This is a genomic window from Shewanella phaeophyticola (assembly GCF_025398315.1).
Taxonomy (GTDB): Bacteria; Pseudomonadota; Gammaproteobacteria; order Enterobacterales; family Shewanellaceae; genus Shewanella; species Shewanella phaeophyticola.
Genome location: NZ_JAODOQ010000001.1, coordinates 3624819 through 3643459, shown reverse-complemented (window position 1 = coordinate 3643459; position 18641 = coordinate 3624819). Strand labels below are relative to the sequence as shown.

General features: G+C 42.1%; 15 protein-coding genes and 3 pseudogenes. 11 read left to right on the top strand and 7 right to left on the bottom strand.

Annotated features, from left to right (window positions below):
- Nucleotides 1-10: 10 nt before the first annotated feature.
- The 3 genes from N4T56_RS16890 to metJ all read right to left on the bottom strand — a co-directional run bounded on the left by N4T56_RS16890 (nucleotide 11) and on the right by metJ (nucleotide 1931).
- Nucleotides 11-340 carry a c-type cytochrome gene (locus N4T56_RS16890; RefSeq protein ID WP_261734038.1) on the bottom strand — a complete coding sequence of 110 codons (330 nt, stop codon included), beginning with the start codon at nucleotides 338-340 and terminating at the stop codon, nucleotides 11-13.
- 466 nt (nucleotides 341-806) lie between these two features.
- Complete coding sequence (locus N4T56_RS16885) at nucleotides 807-1547, bottom strand: sulfite exporter TauE/SafE family protein (RefSeq protein WP_261734037.1); 741 nt, start codon at nucleotides 1545-1547, stop codon at nucleotides 807-809.
- A 69-nt stretch (nucleotides 1548-1616) separates the two neighbouring features.
- Complete coding sequence (gene metJ / locus N4T56_RS16880; protein ID WP_188918310.1) at nucleotides 1617-1931, bottom strand: met regulon transcriptional regulator MetJ; 315 nt, start codon at nucleotides 1929-1931, stop codon at nucleotides 1617-1619.
- A 212-nt stretch (nucleotides 1932-2143) separates the two neighbouring features.
- Here metJ and metB point away from each other — a divergent pair, with 212 nt between their 5' ends.
- The 11 genes and pseudogenes from metB to N4T56_RS16820 all read left to right on the top strand — a co-directional run bounded on the left by metB (nucleotide 2144) and on the right by N4T56_RS16820 (nucleotide 14042).
- On the top strand, nucleotides 2144-3313 hold the full coding sequence (metB, locus tag N4T56_RS16875) for a cystathionine gamma-synthase (protein ID WP_261734036.1): 1170 nt from the start codon (nucleotides 2144-2146) through the stop codon (nucleotides 3311-3313).
- Nucleotides 3314-3418: 105 nt separating this feature from the next.
- Nucleotides 3419-5812: pseudogene (locus N4T56_RS16870) on the top strand (bifunctional aspartate kinase/homoserine dehydrogenase II).
- Nucleotides 5813-5891: 79 nt separating this feature from the next.
- A complete protein-coding gene (locus N4T56_RS16865; RefSeq protein ID WP_261734035.1) occupies nucleotides 5892-6482 on the top strand; it encodes a 3'-5' exonuclease in 591 nt (196 codons plus the stop codon).
- A gap of 217 nt (nucleotides 6483-6699) precedes the next feature.
- Nucleotides 6700-7185 carry a VOC family protein gene (locus N4T56_RS16860; RefSeq protein WP_261734860.1) on the top strand — a complete coding sequence of 162 codons (486 nt, stop codon included), beginning with the start codon at nucleotides 6700-6702 and terminating at the stop codon, nucleotides 7183-7185.
- Between the two features lie 303 nt (nucleotides 7186-7488).
- Nucleotides 7489-8373, top strand: a complete 885-nt coding sequence (gene metF, locus N4T56_RS16855) for a methylenetetrahydrofolate reductase (protein WP_261734034.1) — start codon at nucleotides 7489-7491, stop codon at nucleotides 8371-8373.
- A 261-nt stretch (nucleotides 8374-8634) separates the two neighbouring features.
- Complete coding sequence (locus tag N4T56_RS16850; RefSeq protein WP_261734033.1) at nucleotides 8635-9207, top strand: c-type cytochrome; 573 nt, start codon at nucleotides 8635-8637, stop codon at nucleotides 9205-9207.
- 10 nt (nucleotides 9208-9217) lie between these two features.
- Nucleotides 9218-10340: pseudogene (locus tag N4T56_RS16845) on the top strand (c-type cytochrome).
- 220 nt (nucleotides 10341-10560) lie between these two features.
- Nucleotides 10561-10824 carry a cysteine-rich CWC family protein gene (locus N4T56_RS16835; protein WP_261734030.1) on the top strand — a complete coding sequence of 88 codons (264 nt, stop codon included), beginning with the start codon at nucleotides 10561-10563 and terminating at the stop codon, nucleotides 10822-10824.
- A gap of 794 nt (nucleotides 10825-11618) precedes the next feature.
- Nucleotides 11619-11948 carry an SRPBCC family protein gene (locus tag N4T56_RS16830; RefSeq protein WP_261734029.1) on the top strand — a complete coding sequence of 110 codons (330 nt, stop codon included), beginning with the start codon at nucleotides 11619-11621 and terminating at the stop codon, nucleotides 11946-11948.
- A 205-nt stretch (nucleotides 11949-12153) separates the two neighbouring features.
- Nucleotides 12154-13518 (top strand): annotated as a pseudogene (locus N4T56_RS16825) (alanine/glycine:cation symporter family protein).
- Between the two features lie 125 nt (nucleotides 13519-13643).
- Complete coding sequence (locus tag N4T56_RS16820; RefSeq protein ID WP_261734028.1) at nucleotides 13644-14042, top strand: hypothetical protein; 399 nt, start codon at nucleotides 13644-13646, stop codon at nucleotides 14040-14042.
- A gap of 68 nt (nucleotides 14043-14110) precedes the next feature.
- On the opposite strand, the gene N4T56_RS16815 is transcribed toward N4T56_RS16820, so the two are convergent.
- From N4T56_RS16815 to N4T56_RS16800, 4 genes are all read right to left on the bottom strand, one after another.
- Entirely contained in the window at nucleotides 14111-15220 is a 1110-nt protein-coding gene (locus tag N4T56_RS16815) for an ABC transporter permease (RefSeq protein ID WP_261734027.1), read from the bottom strand.
- A 4-nt stretch (nucleotides 15221-15224) separates the two neighbouring features.
- Nucleotides 15225-16199 carry an ABC transporter ATP-binding protein gene (locus N4T56_RS16810; RefSeq protein ID WP_261734026.1) on the bottom strand — a complete coding sequence of 325 codons (975 nt, stop codon included), beginning with the start codon at nucleotides 16197-16199 and terminating at the stop codon, nucleotides 15225-15227.
- 2 nt (nucleotides 16200-16201) lie between these two features.
- Nucleotides 16202-17155, bottom strand: a complete 954-nt coding sequence (locus N4T56_RS16805; protein WP_261734025.1) for an HlyD family secretion protein — start codon at nucleotides 17153-17155, stop codon at nucleotides 16202-16204.
- 85 nt (nucleotides 17156-17240) lie between these two features.
- Nucleotides 17241-18593: a flavohemoglobin expression-modulating QEGLA motif protein gene (locus tag N4T56_RS16800; protein WP_261734024.1), complete on the bottom strand. Its 1353-nt coding sequence runs from the start codon at nucleotides 18591-18593 to the stop codon at nucleotides 17241-17243.
- Between the last annotated feature and the right edge of the window lie 48 nt (nucleotides 18594-18641).

The following is an 18641-nucleotide window of genomic DNA, read 5'->3' as shown; positions in this document are numbered from 1 at the left end:
TTTGACTGACTTAGCCGCAGGTGGCTGGCTGGTCAGAATCGGCTGCGTGGTCATACAAAAATTGTTGAATGTCTTTCAATTCTTGTTCTGACAGCGCCTCAAAAATGGCTGGTTTGGCTTTGTGCTTGTCACGAGAGAAGAAACGATCCCATTGGCTCATGGTTTTTGCCATTGGAGTCAGTTCAGGACCTTCACTATCGGCACTGTGGCAGGCTTTACATTCTTTTTTATATAGGTGTTTACCTTTTTTCGGGTTACCACCATCGGCTGCCATGGCCTGGCTACCGAAAGATAATGCGATGGCGATTGCGATACCAACTTTTGTATATGTCTTCATCATGTTTATCCTCTATGGGCTTTTTATAGGTAGTGCTTTAGCAATATGGAGTTATGTCTTTGCTGTAAATAATGTTACCTAAAAGTAGGTAGTGTTAACTTGAAGTAGATCATATTCATGAGAAAAATCTAATTGAAAAAAAGTTAATTGAAAAAATCTAATGAACTTGTGTGACACAGATCTATTGCAAATCGGGCTGAATACTTGATAGGTCGGATTAATACCAATCAGCACAAGAATGTGATCATTCTTATTGGCTAAAATCGCTTATAACGTCATTAGAAATTTTGAAGGCAGAACAACTAGCTTGCTGCAATTTCTGATCACTTATTTATCCTGATTAATGGAATGCACCCTCTCTACCAAATCGGCTTCAAATGAGCCATATTGATTGATGAAAAAGCAACCAACAACAGTAAGAGAGGTATAACGTATATTTTTTGAGGTGTAAAAAGAGATGAATTTGGGGTTAACTTATTAATGCCATCAACGATTTTATCACTAGGACTGTTGCGCTCACGCTGCATAGCACTAAAGTAATAATGCGGGTTTTATTTTTATCAATATGATTAATTAACAAACTTGATACAAGATAGCCGCCAACAATCGACGGGATTAGCATCAGTGATAACCATAGGTGTTGTGCTTCAACCAAACCGAAAATCGCCAAAATAGCTAAAGCAATCAGTGAACTAATTAAAAAGAAGGCTGACAATGCCGCCCTAAATTGATTGACATCTTGTCCGGCGAGTAAAATGGCCATTGGTGCACCACCAATCGCAGCGATATTACCAAAAATACCGGAAAATATGCCGGCAATAAATAAGCTGATGCGGTTAATGGGAGCGGTAATTTTGTAAACGCTGAGGATAACAGCAATATATACAATCGCCGCGATTATCAATCCAAGTACGGCTTGCGGGGCAAACACTAATAACCCCGCACCTACAAATCCACCAGGGATCCGTCCGAGTAACGCATATTGCAAACCATTAAATTGCAGATGACCGCGTTCTCTAAACAACGTCATGGCTGAAATAACAAAACCCATCACCACAATAGGAACAGGCACAAGTTGGGGGCTAACGATATACAGAAGGGGGCTGGCAACAACGGCTAACCCAAAGCCAATTAAGCTTTGGGTTAGCGCGCCAAAAAACACGATAACTGATGCCAATATCAAAGTAGATGGATCGATAAGTGACATCATAATTTCTCTATAAAAACATCACGACTTCTTAAAAGGGTCGTTTCAAAGTCTATTGATTAAGCCAGTGAGTTATTCCATGTCTTCCCACTCGATACCCATTTCATCCATTAACTTTTTCGCTTCACTTGGAATGCTGTCAGGCTCATCTTTTGATAAGTCGCCGTCATTAGGTAATGGTTGTCCTGTGTATGCATGCAAAAAAGCTTCGCATAGCAGTTCACTGTTAGTTGCATGTCGCAGATTGTTTATCTGACGACGAGTGCGCTCATCGGTTAGTACTTTTAATACTTTTAAAGGGATAGAAACCGTAATCTTTTTTACTTGCTCATTTTTTTTGCCATGCTCGGCATATGGGCTAATATATTCGCCATTCCACTCAGTCATTAACTTACCCTTAACGATAAATACGGGGCAGATTTTAACCCCTTACAATCTCTAGTCAAATTATTGCTACTATTTAGTGATGAATGCAAATAGATTTCTTTATGTTTAGACGTCTAAACGGCTGATATTGGTTGACGAATGCCAGTGTCTTAGGTAAATTTGGACGTCTAGACATCTACTTTGTGTGTTTGTGAAATTTTTTAGGAGTCATTATGACTAAGCATCAAAGCGCCACATTGGCCGTTCGCCAAGGTATTGAATCAGACACACAACACGGAGCTGTGGTACCACCGATTTATTTATCAACCAATTATTCATTTGATGGCCATAAAAATCCGCGTGAATTTGACTATAGCCGTTCGGGTAATCCTACACGTAACATTTTAGGTGACGCGCTGTCTCAGCTAGAACAAGGTACCACTGGTGTGGTGACATGCACGGGTATGGCTGCCATTACACTGGCGACCAGTTTACTTGGGCCTGATGATTTATTGGTTGTGCCGCACGATTGTTACGGCGGCAGTTACCGTTTATTTACCAATTTAGCCAAAAAAGGCCAATTTAAATTATTGGTTGTCGATCAAACAGATGCAGAGGCTTTAAATAAAGCCATTGCGCAAAAGCCCAAAATGGTGTGGTTAGAGACACCCTCTAATCCGTTATTACGCGTGGTTGATATTGAAGCCGTGAGCCGTGCTTGCCAAGCTGCTGGTGCGCTAGTGACAGTTGATAACACCTTTTTATCGCCAATTTTACAGCAACCTTTATTGTTAGGTGCTGATATCGTTATTCATTCAACCACCAAATACATTAACGGCCATAGTGATGTGGTAGGTGGTGCGGTGGTGGCTAAAGACCCTGAATTAGGTGAACTATTACATTGGTGGTCAAACACCCTTGGATTAACTGGTTCGGCATTTGACAGCTATTTAACCTTGCGTGGTTTACGCACCCTGGCTGTACGCATCCGTGAACATCAACGTAATGCACAAAAAATCGTTGAGTTACTTAACACTAGCGACCTAGTGGCCAAAGTGTATTACCCAGGTTTAAAAGACCATCCAGGTCACGAAATCGCTGCAAAACAGCAACAAGGCTTTGGCGCTATGTTAAGTTTTGAGTTAAAAGGCGGCGAGGCTGAAGTTGTGGCATTTTTACAAGCCTTGTCTTTATTCAGTGTTGCTGAAAGTTTAGGCGGAGTGGAAAGTTTAGTCGCCGTTCCGGCCACCATGACTCACAGAGCAATGGATGCTAAAGCACGCCAAGAGGCTGGTATTAAAGACACTTTATTGAGACTATCTGTCGGTATTGAAGATGCTGATGATTTAGTTACTGATATTAAAGCAGGTTTAGCCGCAGTAGCAGCAATTAAATCATCTTAATCTGGGTTTAATTAGCTTAATTTACGTTTATGTTAGCTGTAGTTTTCGTTAAATAAAGTAAAATAGCAGCCGCAAAAAAGTCGTAGTTGTTTTAAGGAGTGCGTAATGGCGCGAGGTCATTTACATAAGTTTGGTGGTTCTAGTTTAGCGGATGCTGATTGTTATCGCCGTGTTGCCCATATTTTATTGACCCACGGTAACAGTGATGATCTTGTGGTGGTGTCGGCTGCCGGTAAAACCACTAACTTCTTATATAAATTACTCAGTTTGCGTGACAGCGGCCAACTTTGGCAGGAAGAACTGCAAGTATTAATTAGTTACCAGCAAACCCTGATTGAGCAGTTATTGTCGAATGAGCAAGCGCGTGATTTACGTGAGCGTTTGTCGACAGATCGCTCTCAATTAGTCAGCTTATTGTCGTTACAACACCACAACGAATATCAATTAAATCAGGTTGTGAGTTTTGGTGAACGTTGGTCAGCACGTTTAATGGCCGCGCTATTGCGTGAAACAGGCGTAGCGGCATCTCATGTCGATGCCTGTTCTATTTTAGTTGCCGAAGAGGGCGCAGTTCCGAATATTTTAGTGCCAGAGTCGCGCGAGAAAGTGCAAGCTATACTGGCGCTTCACCCACAAGAGCGTTTAGTGATAACAGGATTTATTTGCGCTAACCGTCATGGTGATACCTTATTGTTAGGCCGTAATGGCTCTGACTTTAGTGCCACTTTAATCGCTAGCCTAGCCGACATTGATCGCGTTACGATTTGGACCGATGTTGAAGGGGTATTTAACGCCGACCCTAATAAAATCAATGACGCCAAATTACTTAAAAGCATGTCTTTAGCTGAAGCCGATCGTCTTGCGCGTTTAGGTTCACCTGTTTTGCACTCTCGTACTTTACAGCCTTTGTTTAATACCGAAGTCAGTCTGGCGGTGCGTTCAAGCTATGCATCACACACCGACTTTACCTTGATTGCGCCTTTGAGCTCATCTGCCAGTGCGCCAGTAGTGACCAACTTAAATGAAGTGCTGCTATTTAGCTTTAAAATGAACAGCAACATAGCGCCACTATTTGAGGTATTACGTGCGGCAGGTTTAACCCCATTGGCATATTGGGAACTTGCTCAACATAAAGTTGAGCTGGCCTTTACTTTAGAAAGCCAAAAGCAGGTTCAAGCGGTGTTAAATCAATATCGCGATGAATGGGCAATCGAAGAATTAACCATACAATCTGATTTGGGGTTAGTGGCGTTAGTCAGTGCTGATGCGCATCATTTTAGACGCAGTTTTGCACGGTTATTAAGTCGCGATGCTAAACCGGTTTATCAAGATTCTCTTAGCTTAGTGACATTAGTGCCACAAGCCCAAGTCAGTTTATTAACGCAAAAGGTGCATCGCCGTTGTGCTGAGTCCAAGAATGCGCATTGGCGTGTTGTTATTGGGGGCGGGCAATATTGGCGAAGCATGGATAGATTTATTTAAACGTGCAAGCCCAACACTTGACCGTGAATTAGAAGCATCAGTTGAGCTTATTGGGGTGGTCGGCTCGCAAAAAGCCCTGATTGCCAACGATGGTATCGACCTCAATAACTGGCAGCAAGATTATCAATCACATGCCACTGCTTGGGATTATGAGTCGTTATTTGAACAACTAGCCCTGTTAGCTTGCGATGAAATAGTGGCGTTAGATATTAGTGCTAGTGCCAGCTTAACTTTGCAGTACCCTGAGTTATTTGCCCGCGGTATTCATGTAGTGAGCGCCAATAAACTAGCAGGCTCTGACCATTGCCATTTTACCGAGAGTTAAAGCAGCAGCTGAGTAACCGTCGGCTATTTTGGCGTTATAATGCCAGCTGCGGTGCAGGCTTGCCGATTCAACATGCATTAAACGATTTACGTAACAGCGGTGATACCATTGAAGCTGTGGGCGGGATTTTTTCTGGCACCTTATGTTGGTTATTTGAAAACTATGATGGCACTAAACCGTTTTCTGAATTAGTGCTTGAAGCGCGTGGATTAGGGATTACAGAACCCGATCCTCGTGATGATTTATCTGGCCGTGATATGCAACGTAAGTTGCTTATTTTAGCCCGTGAAATTGGCCTAGCCGTTGAGTTAGATGACATTGCGCTTAATTCATTGGTGCCTAAAGCGTTAGCAGAGTTGTCGTTAAATGACTTTTTAGGGCGTATCAGTGAATTAGATGATGATTTATTACAGCAATTTACTGCCGCCGCTGAACAAGATAAGGTGCTGCGTTACGTCGCCTCGTTAGACAACGTTGAGGGTAAACTGCAAGCCGAAGTCGGGTTACAATGGGTAGACAATAATCATCCTTATGCCAATTTAACGCCAGGCGATAATGTGTTTGTTATTCGCAGCGCGTTTTATCAAGGTAACCCGTTGATTATTCGCGGTCCAGGTGCTGGACGTGAGGTGACCGCAGCAGCGGTTCAGTCTGACCTAGTGCATATTTGTAAAGACTTACTGCAAGAGTAAGTTGACTGAAAAGACCATGTTACATGGTCTTTTTTTTGTCTTTTATTATTAGTGCAGTTTTGTATTTAAAGGATATCCAATGCAACGGCCAACAAAGGCGCAAATTCGAGATTTACCGCTTTATGACGGTATTGCGCTTGAGAATATCATCGTTATTACAAACAAAGCTGACGCAATTAGTGCCATAGCTGAGTTAAAAAAGCACTCCTGTTTAGGCTTTGATACCGAGAGCAAACCCTGTTTTATAAAAGGTGAGGTCAGTAATGGACCTCATTTAATTCAAATCGCCACTCAATCCAAAGTGTTTTTATTTCCTACTCAGTTTTATGAACACTTTACTGACATTGCTCAAATACTATCGGATCCTATGATAAAAAAGGTGGGCTTTGGTTTAAAAGAAGATAGAAAAATACTCTTGAGAAAATTTGGTATTACGTTAGTTAATACAGAGGAGCTTTCGTCAAAAGTGATGCGTTTTGCCCAAGTTAAGCAACGTGTTGGCGCTAGAGTTGCGGTCGCGATGTTTTTTAATCAACGGCTATCTAAAAGTGCACAACAATCAAATTGGTCAATATTCCCTCTACATGATCACCAGAAAAAGTATGCGGCAAATGACGCTCATTGTGCATTATTAATTGAGCTCGACATTGAAAGACGGAGTCATGAATAACCTTTCCACACGTCACCACTTAATAGCTTGTGTACGCTTTATTGTCGTTCACATTCTCTCTTTATTGCTGAGCTTAGCAGCAGAATAAAGCTCAATAATAACCCATAGTTATTAATACAATAAAATTTGATAATTTTTATTGATAACTTGTTCGCCGTAAGATTATTCCATCGAAACAAATGACGAATTAATCACTAATGTTTTTTAGGAGCGAATGATGAAAATGAATCACGTAGGTTTGATGGTTGGCGATATGGATAAAGCCGTTGAGTTTTATACCAAAGCGCTAGGGTTGCGAGTGGTCATGGGTAATACCAAGGTGCTAGAAGAGCGCAAAACGGCCATTGGTAAAATGTGTGTTGCCGTGTTTGGTGAAGGTTTTAAAGGCTTTAACATTGCGCATTTAGTGACAACAGACGGTATTGGTGTTGAATTATTTGAAATGATCGATCGTCAAGAACGACACAACGTTGACTTTACGCGTCTTGGTATCTTCCACTTTTGTTTGCAAACAGATGACTTTGAAGGGGCCATTGCACGCACTGAACAGTATGGCGGCAAGGTGCGTATGGACATTATGCGCTACCACCCAGAAGATGATAACAAGCCTGCAAAAATGGTGTACCTAGAAGATCCATTTGGAAACTTATTTGAGTTTTACTCGCATACTTATGAAGAAACTTACGCTTCAGATTACGAGTAATATCAAAATCTTATTTGTAGCGTTTATAAGCGACCCAGGGTCGCTTTTTTTGTCTGTGTTGCAAAATTCGATTGGCCGATTGATAACCTTAAACACTGTTGCCATTTTTAAAGACTTTTTAGCCGTAACACTATGCGCTAAGTTAATTTGTTCTATTGCTGTTTTTTTAGCTTGACTTAAGATGCAGTTAAACTAGTATATGGACATATAGACGTCCAAACGGCTAAATAGTTCAAGTTAATATAGTGAAGTTAACCGCTTGGTATAGACTCCGAAGTTTTACAGAAGTTGAAGGAATACATTATGGCTTTTCATCATGCGCAACATGCCCAGTCGTTAAATCAGAGCTTGTCTGAGCTGAATGATATTAATGTGTCTTTTGAGTTTTTCCCGCCTTCAACACCGGCAATGGAAGAGATTTTGTGGAACTCTATTCGTCGTTTAGAACCGCTAAATCCTAAGTTTGTGTCAGTAACTTATGGTGCTAATTCGGGTGTCCGTGACCGTACTCATGGCGTAATTGAACGTATCCAAAAAGAAACCGATCTAGTTGCTGCACCACATTTAACCTTGGTTGATGCCAGCGATGAAGAGTTAATTGAGTTAGCAAAACAATATTGGAACTCAGGTATTAGAGACATTGTCGCCCTGCGTGGTGACTTACCTGCAGGCAGCCCAAAACCAACGCGTTTTGCTAATGACTTAGTGCGTTTACTTCGCTCTGTTGCTGACTTTGATATTTCAGTTGCAGCATATCCAGAGGTGCATCCAGATGCGCGTAATGCCCAAGCCGATTTGATTAACCTTAAAAAGAAAATTGATGCAGGTGCTAACCGCGCTATTACGCAGTTTTTCTATGATGTTGAATCATACTTACGTTTTCGCGATCGCTGTGTTACTGCTGGTATTGATGTTGAAATTATCCCTGGTATCTTACCTGTGACCAACTTTAAGCAGACGAAACGTTTTGCTGATATGACCAATGTGGCGATTCCAAACTGGTTACACCGTCAGTTTGATGGCTTAGATGATGATCCTGGCACTCGCCAATTAGTGGGTGCGAACGTGGCCATTGATATGGTGAAAGTATTGGCACGTGAAGGCGTTAAAGATTTCCACTTTTACACCCTTAACCGCGCAGAATTAACTTATGCTATTTGCCACACGTTAGGTGTGCGCCCAAAGTAAAAAAATGACTTAACGCTAATGCCCTAGCGTTGATTATTTACATTTATTTTTTTACAGACACCTCAAATAAGTCATTGTCCCTAACATCATTAATACATTGTTAATGGTGTTTTTGTTTTAATATTTGACCTTTTTAGTATTCTTTTTATAACATTTTAGGTTTATGGTGACAGAACAATAATTGCTCAATAAAGAGGTGTGATGATGAAAACATCCTTTTATCTGTTCGGCATTTTGCTTAGTCTACCAATGTGCAATGTTATGCTTGTCAATGCTGCAGAGACTTCTTCACAACAGGCTATCCCAGCAGCCGCGCAACTGTGTACATCTTGCCATGGTGCTCAAGGCCAAGGTATGGGGGTTATCGATCCGCGTTTAGCAGGATTATCAGCCGAGTATATAAATAATCAACTCACGTTATTCCAAACTGGTAAACGTCAAAACCCAACGATGTTAGCGATGGCAGCTACGGTGCAAGGAGATAATATTGCCGTGGTATCAGAATATTTTAGCCAACAACCTGTTGCTGATATTCCGCTACAATTCCGTGGAGATAAGGTTGTCATTAGTGATCCTTTTGAAGCACTCGCTTTTCAAGGTGATTGGTCGCGAGTCATTCCTGCTTGTACTAGTTGTCATGATTCATCTGGAGTGGGTGGAGGTCAATTTCCTCGTTTAGCTGGTCAAGAGGTTAGTTACCTTAAAACGCAATTACTATCATGGCAAAATGGGACTCGTAAAGGCGACGTAGATAATATGATGGGCAATATAGCTGTGAAATTAACGGCTGCTGAAATTGATGGTTTATCTGAATTTTTTGCCAATATAAAATAAGGATATCGCTATGAAATTATTATCGATATTGTGCATGGGTGTCCTATTTAGTTTGCCTTTGCAAGCCAATGAATTATTAACAGAACTTGCGCCTAATGCTACGACTGCAACATCATCAGATCCTTTAACGACACTGCTCGATCGTCAAGCAGCATTGCCCGCTGTCGAGAAAAAAGCGACTGATGAATATTTACAGCCGGCACCATTAGCCGATATTCCTACAGGGGCGTTTGGCGACAAGGTACGTTTGGGATATCAACTGTTTGTAAATACTCAACAACTTAGGAATAAGTATGTTGGTAATGAGCTTAACTGCGTTAATTGCCATATGAATGCCGGAATAAAAGCCAATGCATCGCCACTTTGGGCAGCTTATTTTGCTTATCCTGCTTATCGCAAGAAAAACGATAAAGTTAATTCTTTCCAAGAAAGGATCCAGGGCTGCTTTAGCTATTCGATGAACGGCAAAGCACCTGTATCAGGGGCACCAGAATTAGTGGCAATATCTGCCTATTCATATTGGTTGGGCATGAGTGGATTAATGGCGCAATATAATGTGGCGGGCACAGTGCCTGAACTGTCAGATCTTGAGTTAGTCAAAGGTGCTAAGCGGGATGATTTCCCTATGCCTAAGGGCATCAGTGATCATCTAGATATCGCAGCACTAAGCCAACTACCTGGACGAGGTTTTCCTAAAACGCCACAACCTGAGCTAGCCTATTCACCTGTCTCGCGGTATGACTGTGTACAAAGCGCATTGTCAAGTGTGTCATGGTGAAGATGGCCAAGGACAAATGATTGCCGGTATTGCTGCACTTCCCCCACTATGGGGGCCACAAAGTTTTAATTGGGGGGCTGGTATGCACAGAGTGAATACTGCTACTGATTTTATCTATGAAAATATGCCTTTAGGTAAAAGTATCCAGCTTACGGTTCAGCAAGCTTGGGATGTGGCGGCATACATTAATTCGTTTGAGCGCCCACAAGATCCTCGTTTTAAAGGTGATGTCAGTGAAACAAAAGAAACTTATCATCAACATCAAGGGTATTATGGACAGTCAGTTACGGGTAACCCTATTTTAGGTTCTGAGTCTTATCCGGTTTTCCCACTTAAAAAGAGTGATAAGCAGTGATTTTTTCTCTATAAAAATACACGATAAATATTGTCCATTAAGTTTAGGCTTGATGGGCATTTTTAACGTTATTTTGATTTAACGTAATTTGCTAAATCAATACGATAAAAACTCCATATGCACTAAATGTGAATGCTGTCTTTGCTCCTTCATCCCTTAATGAGCATATATATCTTGACGATATTGACTCATATTTACGACATTCCTATAAGGCCGAGCTATGACATCATTACTCTCTTCCACACAAATTTGCCCATTGTGCCAACACGCTAATGCTTGTGCCATTGCGCAAGGGTTAGACATCAATGCGTGTTGGTGTGCAAAACAAACCTTAGACAAGCCATCTGTCATTAAACAACTTAATACAGCAAATCTTATGGCTGATTTGCCTGATAACCAATGCATCTGCCAACAATGCATTGAAAAAATCCTGACAGCAATGAGCATTAATGACGTGCAGCAATACAGGCCTGATGACCATTGATTAACCGTTAGTTATACCCATTCCATTAATTATGTGACCATTCAGAGTCACTCAGATTGTTCAGTTTGACGCGCATTGTTGAAATAATATTTCCTTTTAAGGCAATGCAACAAAGAAATGAACGGTCTGATTATCTCCTGCAAGGCGGTTTTTTGTGCTTTCTATGCTGTTTAATAGCATTTTGACGTACAACTGCATGGATGCAGGATGTAGAGCAACGCAGGAGCAGTTGCCGACGACTGCATGGACGCAGGATGTAGAGCAACGCAGGAGCAGTTGCCGACGACTGCATGGACGCAGGAGGTAGAGCAACGCAGGAGCAGTTGCCGACGACTGCATGGACGCAGGAGGTAGAGCAACGCAGGAGCAGTTGCCGAGAACAACTATGCCTACAATTCTATTCCTTGCCTAGAAGACACAGAACTCCCGCTGAATGACCAGATAATTAATGGAATTGGTATTATACTCGCAGCGGTTAACTCGCTTGGCATAACGGTGTTTTTGTTATCGCAATGTTAATCTTTATTGTTAGCCTGCTGTTAGTTAGTATACTTAGGTAACGCTTTGTATCACTGAGGATAATAATAATGTTAAAAAAATTCTCCTAGGGCTTGCTGTTATCACCGCAATTCCATTTGTTGCTGCACTTTTTATTCAATCCGATTATTCGGTCATTCGCTCGGTCACCATCAATAAACCCATCTCTGAGGTGTTTGACTATGTTAAGCAGCTTAAAAACCAAGATAACTTTAGTAAGTGGGCACAAATGAACCCTGATATGGATAAAACCTATCGTGGCACCGATGCTACTGTCGGTTTTGTGTCGGCTTGTAGCCAGTGAAAACCCTGATGTTGGGGTTGGCGAGCAGGAGATCATCGCTATTGACGAAGGTAAACGTATCGACTTCGAGTTACGTTTTATGTCGCCATTTGAAGCCACAGAACCAGCTTTTATGACAACCGAGGCTGTAAATACTCATCAAACTAAAGTGGATTGGGGCTTCAATGGCCATTTAAATTACCCAATGAACCTCATGTTTTTATTTGTTGATTTTGAAACCATAATTGGCGATGACTTACAGCAAGGTTTAGAGACTTTAAAAGTGATACTCGAAAAAGAATAACTGAAAAAGCGATTTTATTGTGAAGATGATTCATCGTATCTTTTCTTAGGTTGCCTTGGTTGGCGTAATCAGGGTAACCTAAAAAATTACATCATAATGGTGACGGGTTTGAGCCGTTGAAACCATAATAACAATAGCTAATAAAACAATAATACTAATAAAAAATAATTTTCGACTGACGTCTTTACTCATTATGAGGTTTTACATGGAAGCAATCACAAGTTTTATTAATACAGTCAACAGCATTGTTTGGGGTGTCCCCATGCTGGTGATGATTTTAGGGGTAGGGTTATTCCTGTCTATTGGCCTTAAATTAATGCCGATTTTAAAATTAGGAAGAGGATTTAAATTATTATGGTCTGAGCCGTCAGGTCGATGACGACAGTGAAAAAGGCGATGTGAGCCCCTTCAATGCATTGATGACATCGCTATCAGCCACCATTGGTACGGGTAATATTGCCGGGGTTGCAACAGCTATCTTTATTGGTGACTCTGGTGCACTTTTTTGGATGTGGTGCACTGCTCTTGTGGGTATGGCGACCAAGTTTTCAGAGGCGGTATTAGCAGTTAAATATCGTGAAACTGATGCCAATGGTAACCATGTTGGCGGACCGATGTATTACATTAAAAATGGCTTAGGCAGCAAGTGGCCTGGTTAGGTACGGCCTTTGCGATTTTTGGATCGATTGCCGGTTTTGGTATTGGTAATACGGTACAGGCTAACTCTGTAGCTGATGCTATGAGCAGCAATTTTGATATACCGAGTTGGGTCACTGGCGTGGTGTTAATGGTGCTTGTGGGCGCGGTACTGATGGGCGGCATTAAACGTATTGCTGAAGTTGCTGGCAAACTGGTGCCATTAATGACGGTATTTTATATCACTGCCGGTATATCGGTATTAGTGGTATACGCCGCTGATGTACCAGCAGCGTTTATGCTAATTGTTGAAAGTGCCTTTAACCCTGTTGCTGCTCAAGGTGGTTTTGCCGGTGCAGCGGTATGGGCTGCAATTCGTTTTGGTGTTGCACGTGGTGTGTTTTCAAATGAAGCGGGTTTAGGGAGTGCACCGATTGCACATGCCGCAGCGCAAACTAATAATCCAGTTAAGCATAGCCTGGTGGCAATGCTAGGTACATTTATTGATACTTTAATTGTATGTTCTATTACCGGTTTAGCTATTGTGGTTACCGGCTCTTGGACCTCTGGTGAAAACGGCGCGGCATTAACATCCTTTGCCTTTTCGCATGCACTGCCCATGGGTAACTACATTGTTGCCATTGCTTTAGCTGTATTTGCGTTTACCACGATATTAGGTTGGAGCTTTTACAGTGAAAAATGTATTCAGTACTTATTTGGCGATAAAGCCATTAAACCATTTCGTCTTGTTTTTACCTTAGTTGTGCCTATTGGCGCAGTGAGCTCGTTAGAGTTTATTTGGTTATTGGCCGATACATTAAATGCAATGATGGCGATTCCAAACTTAATCGCGCTGGTATTACTTAGCCCTGTAGTATTTGGCTTAACCCGTGAGTACTTTATTAAGCAGCGGGCATTAAAAGCACAAAGCTAATTTTAAGAGGCTAGAGCCTGTTAAACTTATAAAGGTGAAACGCATCTTAAAACATCAACAGGCTCGATGTAAGTGTTAAGCATGTTCATTACAGTGATGAGCATGCTTTTTTAAAAGGATTTAACATGAATAAGGGTTTTTTAACCGCCTTAGGTACATCAGTGTTAGCGGTTTTACTTGTATCTGGTTGCGCTAATTTGTCTATTAAAACCAATGCTGGCGAGGTTGCATTGGATAGTGTCAAAGCGGGTAAAGTGGACACATATACTTTAGAAGAGTTGTCGCGATTGAGAGCTCAATTCTTAGGTGATGTGACAACATCTTATTGTGAAAACTCATTAGACCCAGCTAAGTTAGATCATTTACCCAGTTTGTCATCGATGGTTAAAACGCTCAAATTACAAGTGTTGCAGCGTGGCGGTAATGGCATCGTGGTGAAGCAATGCGGCCGCCTTTCAGATTTTTCTTGTAACGTTTATATAGAATGTAACGGCGATGCTTATTTTGTTAATAGAGATTTTTAAATAACCCCTTTCTAAACTCAATCATTGTTTTACTTTGTTAACCTCTTACACATCAATATATTAGGAGGTTAATCTAATCGTTTGTTAAAGCGTTTGGCGGCCACCCCTAGCCCTATCAACGTAAATCCAATGAGCCAGATAATATCGTCAATGAGCTCCATTAAGGTCGCACCTTTTAACACAATAGCTCTAATGACTCGCATAAAGTGAGTGCCGGGTAACATTTCTGCTATCCACTGCGCTGCGTTTGGCATGGCTTCTAATGGAGTGATAAACCCTGACAGTAATATCGTGGGCAGTAAAATAAAAATGGTCATTTGCATGGCTTGAAGTTGAGTTTGGGCAATGGTTGAAATAATTAAACCTAGGGTGAGGCTAGCGGTAATAAACAGTAAGGTTGCTATGAGCAAATGGCTGATGGTGCCATCAATGGGTACGGCAAAAATAACATGACCCAAACCCAAAATAATGGCCATTTGCACTAAACCGATAACGATGTACGGTAGAATTTTACCTATCATCAGTTCAAGGGATTTAATCGGCGTAGTAATGAGTAATTCAAGGTTGCCTCGCTCACGCTCACGCACAATAGCCGATGAGGTAAAAAGCACCATGGTCATGGTGAGAATGACCGCGATTAAACCGGGGACGATATTCACCGCAGAGCGCTGCTCTGGGTTATAAAACAAGCTGACCTCAAATAATGACTGGCTGCTGGTTGGCTCTGGCAGTACATCATTTAGCGACAGGTTTTGCAGTTGTTTGATTGCCCCGGCAATCATGGTATCTGAACCGTCAACAATCCATTGGCCTATCGGCTCGTCATGGGTGATTTTTTGCGTCAATGTGGGCGGTAAAATTAAGGCGGCTTTTATGTCGCCGCGCCGAATCGCCTCTTGGGCTTGTTTGGCTGTGGTTAAGTGCATTTTAACATCAACCACTTGGGTGACTTTTATTGCTTCAACTATCCAGCGGCCTGCAGCTGAGTCGCTTTGGTCCACTATTGCCACGGGTATTTGGCGTACATCGGTATTAATGGCATAGCCAAATAGTAATAGCTGGATTAGCGGGATCATAATCACCATCGCAAAGGTAATTCGATCACGGCTGAGCTGTTTGATTTCTTTGGTGGTGATGGCGTATACGCGCATTAAACTGTTGCTAATTGAGTGCATCATAGCGTTACGCCTTAGCCGTATCGGGTGGTGTGCTCATTTTGCCGGTATGGCTTACAAACACATCTTCAAGATTAGCACTCACAATTGCAATATCTTGCGGATTGATTTGGCGTTGATATTGCTGACATTGTTGTAACACCCAGGCAATAGGATCGGCAATTTGTTTATCAATTAACACCCGTAAACGATGGCCTAATTGTGCTGCTGAACTCACTTCTGCGTGAGTAATTAATGCCTGTTTTAGCGGTCTTAACTCTGATGCGTTAATTTCAATAACATGAGCATTGATGTTATCCATTAATGCTTTAGGTGTGTCATCTGCTTTGATTGTGCCTTTTTCCATAATGGCAATTTTATGGCAGCGCTCGGCTTCATCCATATAATGGGTTGACACTAAAATGCTGGTGCCTTGCTCTGATAAGTCGAATAATTGTTCCCAAAAGTCGCGGCGATTTTGTGGGTCAACGGCTGAAGTTGGCTCGTCTAAAAACAATAATTTGGGCTGGTTTAAACAGGCACAGGCAAGGGCAAGTCGTTGGCGTTGTCCGCCACTGAGGGTGGCTGTTAATTGATGCTGGTATTGGCTGAGTTTATAGGTACTTTGTAGTTGATCGATTCGGGCGCGTGATAGGTCGCGTTTCATGCCGTAAATACGCGCAATAAATTGCAGGTTTTCTTTAACGGTTAAGTCGTCATATAGCGAAAACTTTTGGGTCATATAACCAATGTGTTGGCGCAATGCTTCAGCTTGTTTAGGAATGGTTAACCCCAACACATTAATGTCGCCAGTTGTTGGGGTTAGCAGTCCGGTTAACATTCGTATTGTTGTGGATTTACCACAACCATTTGAGCCTAAAAAACCGTATATATGGCCTTTAGGGATATTAAGGTCGATTTGGTTTACTGCAGTAAAATCGCCAAATTGTTTGCTAATCCCTTGTGCTTGAATAACCCATTGCGGGTCGCTAAACGCGCTCATTGTTACTCCGCTAATATTACTTGAACAGGTATGCCTGTCGGTAATGCATTGGCCGAACTGTCCAGTGTGAACTCGGCTAAAAACGCCAGCCTTGAGCGGTCAGCTTGGTTAAGGGCATAGTAGGGCGTGAAAGCGGGCTCACTGCTGAACCAGCGTAATGTGCCATTATAGTGAGTGTCGATACCATCAACACTCACCTTAAGCGTTTGGCCTATTTGTAATTTGGCGGCGTAAGGTTCTGGTATATATACCCGGGCATAGGGCGTCTCATCAGCTTGAATTACCGCAACAACAGCGCCCAGTGGCACGCGTTCTCCAACGTTATAGGGCAAGTTATCTAGCTTACCTGCGCGGGTTGCCCGGATGCTGAGGTCGCTATACACCTGTTGTTCATAACGTAAATTGGCATTAGCGGCATCAAGCGCAGCTTGAGCTTGAAAAATATCTTCTTGGCGAACCCCTTTAACCATTTTTGTAAGTAAATCATTGGCAGCATCATATTCGGCATTGGCTTGATCCCTAAGCGCTAGAGCGTGGTCGAGTTCAGCTTCACTCACTAAACGTTTAGTAAGCAAACTGGCACTACGTTGATACGACTTTTGTGCCTCAATTTTTGCTGCATTAGCAATTTTTAGCGCCGAGCTGGCACTGGCAATATCCTCTGGGCGTTCACCATTGGTGAGTTTAAGCAGGTAAGCTTCGGCTTTAACGACATCCGCTTGCATTACCGCAAGGCGCGCAGCTTGTTTATGGGTATCAAATTGCACAAGTAAATCACCTGCATTTACTTGCATGCCTTTTCTAATTGGTTGAGCGGTAATGATTTCAGCCGCAGTTGAGCGTAATAAAACCCGGTCGCGCTCTAAGGTGCCCAACGCTTGGTCTGGGGGCGCGGGTGTGCAACCACTTATGAGGATAAAACTGCAGAGTAATGCTGAACTGAGTAAGTGCTTCATGGTGGGTCTCAAACATAGACATACAAACACTATTGCACTTGTTTACTGCGCTAAGTGTGACCAATGCCACACTTAGCAATGTCAGTTATTCGAAGTTGTTATCAAATTCTGAGTCTTCAAATAAGTCGACCGCAGAGGTTGGAATAACATGCTTAAATTGGTTGGCAAAATAACGCTGAACTCCTTTTAGGTCAATGTTACCTATGCCAGAAGCAAAGCCAAACCAAGCATAAAGACCACTAATATCGGTAAACATTGGCGGTAAATACTTGGGCTGAGCAATCACCCCTTCTTGGTAGGCTTGGTACAGAACTGGAATGTCTTCAATGGCCAATTTACCCAAAAATAACATAGGGATGAGTTCAGGCAAGCCGCTGCTGATAGCACTGCGGATAAAGTTAATGTTTTCAACATAACCGCGCACATAGGAGATATCTTTGGTCAAAAAGCTGCCGCCGCCAACCATGCCACCACGAAATACACGTTGAGTGACTCGATAACTGTCTTTTGAACTTAAATTAAGGTTTCTAAAGTAGCGATAGACTTCAATAAAATCGGCTCCTTGCTCGGCCATATCAACCGCAGAAACCCTATCGCTAATACGACGAGCACGCCCTGGATTAGAGCTTAATGTGAGCATTTCCATTAATACCGCTAAGCCTTCTTGCGATGCGGTTACCCGTGGTGAGCCCACACTTAACCATGTGGCGTGAGGTTGAGCGCGACCATTGAGAGTCGTGCCAACATGCACCCAACCTTCGTGGACTTCATAGACATTTAAATCAGACTCACTGAACATGGCTCGGGTATTAAGCTTAACGGTATCACCACCTACCGCAGCATCTGAGGCAATACCGTCGCTTAATTTAACGTGGATTTCATCATGATGAAAATATTTAACCAAGCGTTCGCTTAATATCTCTACCGCTTCAGGTGCGCTGACAATTTTAGGGTGGCGTTGGCTCATATGACGCGCTGCGGGTAATGAAAATATATGGCTTAAACGATCGCCCAGTTGGCGAAGAGTGTGTCGATCGCCATGCAATTTATGACTTGCACTGCCATAGAGTTCTTGGCTGAGTTTACCAAACGTAGGGTTGCCGCGGTTGTGCAGCATGTCGATGACGATTCGATATTGATCGATATTGGCTAATAAAATCTTACCGAGTTTGTCATGTTTACCTAGACCACGCTCAATGGCATTTTTTAAACCCTGTAAGTCGGTTTGAGTTTGTGCAGCGTTAAATGTTAACGGAATAGTTTGGTAAAAATCATTACTGATATTAGGCAGTTGTTTAGTTTGTTTTGCTAGAAAATCATCTTCGATTTGCTTGAGCCATTTTATTGAATCTAAAATTTTAATCGGTGCTTGGATGCGAATTAATTCATCAGAAAAACGACGAATATCTTGCTGATAACGCAATAAAGAATCAGACATTGTCTTAGAAAACCTGAATCATGATGTTTGACTTATATTAGCAGAGGT